This is a genomic window from Alcanivorax sp. HI0083 (genome assembly GCF_001635175.1).
In genome coordinates this window covers 1-4050 of sequence record NZ_LWFX01001223.1, presented here as the reverse complement: position 1 = coordinate 4050, position 4050 = coordinate 1, and the positions used below count along the sequence as shown (strand labels likewise).

The 4050-nt window shown below is 61.0% G+C and carries 3 protein-coding genes; 1 reads left to right on the top strand and 2 read right to left on the bottom strand.

Annotation, left to right across the window (positions count from 1 at the left end; genetic code table 11):
• Both A3754_RS17805 and A3754_RS17800 read right to left on the bottom strand, forming a co-directional pair.
• A partial coding sequence (locus A3754_RS17805; protein WP_156497060.1) for an SDR family NAD(P)-dependent oxidoreductase occupies positions 1–302 on the bottom strand: 302 nt, incomplete at its 3' end.
• A 115-nt stretch (positions 303–417) separates the two neighbouring features.
• Positions 418–2118: a potassium/proton antiporter gene (locus tag A3754_RS17800; protein WP_063520776.1), complete on the bottom strand. Its 1701-nt coding sequence runs from the start codon at positions 2116–2118 to the stop codon at positions 418–420.
• A 376-nt stretch (positions 2119–2494) separates the two neighbouring features.
• Between A3754_RS17800 and mnmG the strand changes: the two genes are divergently transcribed.
• The coding region (gene mnmG, locus A3754_RS17795; protein ID WP_063520775.1) for a tRNA uridine-5-carboxymethylaminomethyl(34) synthesis enzyme MnmG at positions 2495–4050 on the top strand (1556 nt) is incomplete at its 3' end.

The window sequence follows — 4050 nt, the reverse complement described above, 5'->3', positions numbered from 1 at the left end:
TGCTCGAACTCGCCACCAAAGACGACACCGGCGTTGTTGATCAGGCCGGTGATGGGGCCGACTTCCTCATGCAGTTTGTCCCGGAATTTGGCAATGGAGGCAATCTTGCTCACATCCAGCACATAGGGGTGGGCCTTGCCGCCGGCCGCCTTGATCTGGTCAGCTACCTGGCGGGCCGCGCTGATGCGGCGGGCAGTGACGATGACTTCTGCGCCCTGTTTGGCAAACTCTTGTGCCATCAGGGCACCAATGCCGGCACCGGCGCCAGTGATCAGAATGCGGTGATTATCAAAGCGAGCCATGACGAGTCCTTTCTGGATTTCTGGAGTGGAGAGGCGAGTTTCGAGTAGCGAGTGACGAAAATCAAAACCGGTTTTGCCTTTCTAAACGCGTTTCTCGTCACTCGGGACGGTGGCTTTACCCCGGCAGCTTCAAGCCAGCCAGCACGACCTTGCCATCTTCTACCGATCGGGCCCGCAACCGCAGGCTGCTGATGCGAACGGTATCGCCGACCACCGCATGCCGGCCGACCTGTTTGCTGAACAATTCGGCCACGGTGAGGCCCTGTAGCAAGGGCGGTGGGCTTTCCACGCCGTAGATCGCGACCAGCTGCGCGATCGGGGTTTTGCCGAGCACGCTGAAATCGCCGTAATAGCGTTTTTCATCGCTGCTTAATTTATGGCACAGATCCGAGAGGTTGGACTTGTGTGATAACGGCGCCAGCCAGGCAATCAAATCACCGGCTGCAATTTTCGGGTCGTCACCGAGGCTGAGCACCTGTTTGTCACGGTACAGAATCAACGGCGTACGTTCGTCTTCCCCCAGCTCGGCCAGGCTTTTGCCCACCGCCTTGGCGCCATCTTCCACCTCAAACTGCATCAGGTAGCGGTCGCGGGGGGCGGCCAGGGCCACGGTCTGCCTGGGTTCGGTGGTGCGCGGCACCGAAACTTTCAGCTTGCGCGCCACAAACCGCAGGCTTGCCCCTTGTCCAAGCAGGGAGATCAGCACCACCACNAGGGTGATATCAAACAGTAAATAGGTTTGTTCCACCCCGGCCAGTAGCGGGAACACGGCTAGCACAATGGGAACGGCGCCGCGTAGCCCGGTCCAGGCGATGAAAATTTCCTCGCGCCAGGTGAAACGGAACGGCAGCAAGCTGAGCCATACCGACACTGGGCGCGCCAATAGCATCAGAAAAGCGGCGACGGCCAGGGCCCAGGGCAGGTTTTCGGTGAGCCGGGAAGGCGTGACCAGCAGACCGAGGATCAGGAACATGCCGGACTGGGCCAGCCAGGCCATGGAATCCATGGACTTGAGCACATTGTCGCCGGTGCCTCCGCGGCGGTTCCCCGCCACCAGGCCGGTCAGGTATACCGCCAGGAAACCGGAGCCGCCCACCAGATTGGTGATGGCAAAGACCATGGCGCCCCCGCTGCACAACAGCAGCGCGTGCAGGCCTTCATTGCTGCGAACCCGCAGCAGTACTTCGCTGATCACCGCGCCCAGTAACAGGCCCAGCAATATACCCAGGCCAAATTGCTGAAGCAGGGTCACCAGCATGCCGATGCCCCATTGCGCGTCCGGGTCCACCAGCAGCCCCACCAGCATCAGGGTAATAAAGATGGCCATGGGGTCGTTGAGGCCGGACTCGATCTCCAGGGTGCTCGCCACCCGCTCATTCAGGGTGACGCCGGCGCCCTTGATGACGCTGAATACCGCGGCCGCATCGGTGGAGCCGATAATGCCGCCCAGTAGCAGGCCCACCCGCCAGTCCACCCCGATCAGCCAGGTAGTAAAGGCGCCGACCAGGGCGGCGGAGATGGCCACGCCGAGGGTGGCCAGGCTAAGGGCCGGGCGCAGGCCCAGCTTGAAGGTGCTTAATCGGGTGCGCAGGCCCCCGTCCAGCAGGATCACCGCCAGGGCGATGTTGCCAATCACATAGGCGGTGGAGAAATCATCGAACTCGATGCCGCCGATGCCATCCTCGCCGGCGAGCATGCCCACCACCAGGAAAATCAGCAGCGACGGCACCCCGAACCGGGCGCTCAGCGAGCCCAGCAGCAGGCCGGTGAACATCAGGCCGGTGCCGATAAGAAGAAACAGGTTCAGAGAGTCCAAGCGCAATCCATGCCAAGAGAATCAGGGTTCTATAGTAGAATAGCTTACACGCAACACGCTGCACGCTACATGCTCTCCGTAGGAGCGTCGCTGGCGGCGCGATAAACAGAAGCGAGTAACGAGTTTCGAGTGACGAAAACCTTCAGGAAGTGCCTGTTTGTGGTTTATGTCTTTCGAAACTCGTTTCTCGCAACTCGAAACTGGCCGGATCAGAGTGTCGACACGGCTGTTTCTCCTGTGCGAGCTGGCGTTTCGGTGCTGCGCTGATACTGGCTCTACCGCGTGATGCTTGCAGCGTGAGGTGTTCTCTTTATACTACCGCGCCCGAATTGACTATATTTTGAGCAGCAGGCCTGTCCTGCAAGGTAAGTAAACGATGGATTTTTCCCAGCGATTTGGCGTGATTGTGATCGGCGGCGGCCATGCCGGTACCGAGGCGGCACTGGCCTCTGCGCGCATGGGCGTTTCAACGCTGCTGCTCACCCATAACATCGAAACCCTGGGCCAGATGAGCTGTAACCCGGCCATTGGCGGTATCGGCAAGAGCCACCTGGTGCGTGAAATCGATGCCCTGGGCGGGGCCATGGGCCGCGCCACGGATAAAGGCGGTATTCAGTTTCGTGTGCTCAACGCCCGCAAAGGGCCGGCGGTGCGCGCCACCCGTGCCCAGGCAGATCGTGAGCTGTACAAGGCCGCCATCCGCGGGACCCTGGAAAACCAGCCCGACCTGACCCTGTTCCAGCAAGCCGTGGACGACCTGATTGTGGAAAACGGTCGCTGTGTGGGCGTGGTGACCAATATGGGCCTGCGTTTCATGGCCGATGCGGTGGTGCTCACCGCCGGCACCTTCCTGGGCGGTGTCATTCATATTGGCCTGGACAATCATCAGGGCGGTCGTGCCGGGGATCAGCCGTCCAATGCGCTGGCCCGTCGCCTGCGTGAGCTGCCGTTCCGTGTCGACCGCCTGAAAACCGGCACCCCGCCGCGCATCGACGGCAAGACCGTAGATTTCTCGGTAATGGAAGAGCAGTGGGGCGACCGCCCGCTGCCGGTGATGAGCTATCTGGGCAAGGTGGAAGAACACCCGCAGCAGGTGTGCTGCTATATCACCCATACCAATGCCCAGACCCACGACATCATTCGCAGCGGTTTTGACCGCAGCCCCATGTTTACGGGGGTGATTGATGGGGTGGGGCCGCGCTACTGCCCGTCCATCGAAGACAAGGTGAACCGCTACCCGGACAAGGACAGCCACCAGATTTTCGTGGAACCGGAAGGGCTCAATACCCACGAGCTATACCCCAATGGCATTTCCACCAGCCTGCCGTTTGATGTGCAGCTGCAGGCGGTGCGTTCCATTCGGGGTTTCGAGAACGCCCATATCACCCGTCCGGGTTACGCCATCGAGTACGACTATTTCAATCCCCAGGATCTCAAACATAGCCTGGAAACCCAGCACATGCCGGGGCTGTTCTTCGCCGGCCAGATCAACGGCACCACAGGTTATGAAGAAGCGGGTGCCCAGGGGTTGCTGGCGGGCCTGAATGCGGCGCTGCTGAGCCAGGGCAAAGACGCCTGGACCCCGCGCAGGGACGAGGCCTACATCGGTGTGCTGGTGGATGATCTGATCACCATGGGCACCCAGGAGCCTTATCGCATGTTCACCAGCCGCGCGGAATACCGGCTGTTGCTGCGTGAAGACAATGCCGATCTGCGACTCACCGAAAAAGGCCGCGAGCTGGGCCTGGTGGACGATGAACGTTGGGCTGCCTTTAATGCCAAGCGCGAGGGCATGGCGCAGGAAGAGCTGCGCCTGAAGAGCACCTGGGTGCGCCCGAAAACGCCGCAAGCCGAGGCGGTGAATGCCCTGATCGAGAAGCCCCTGGCCCACGAATACAATCTGCTCGACTTGCTCAAGCGCCCGGAGCTGAC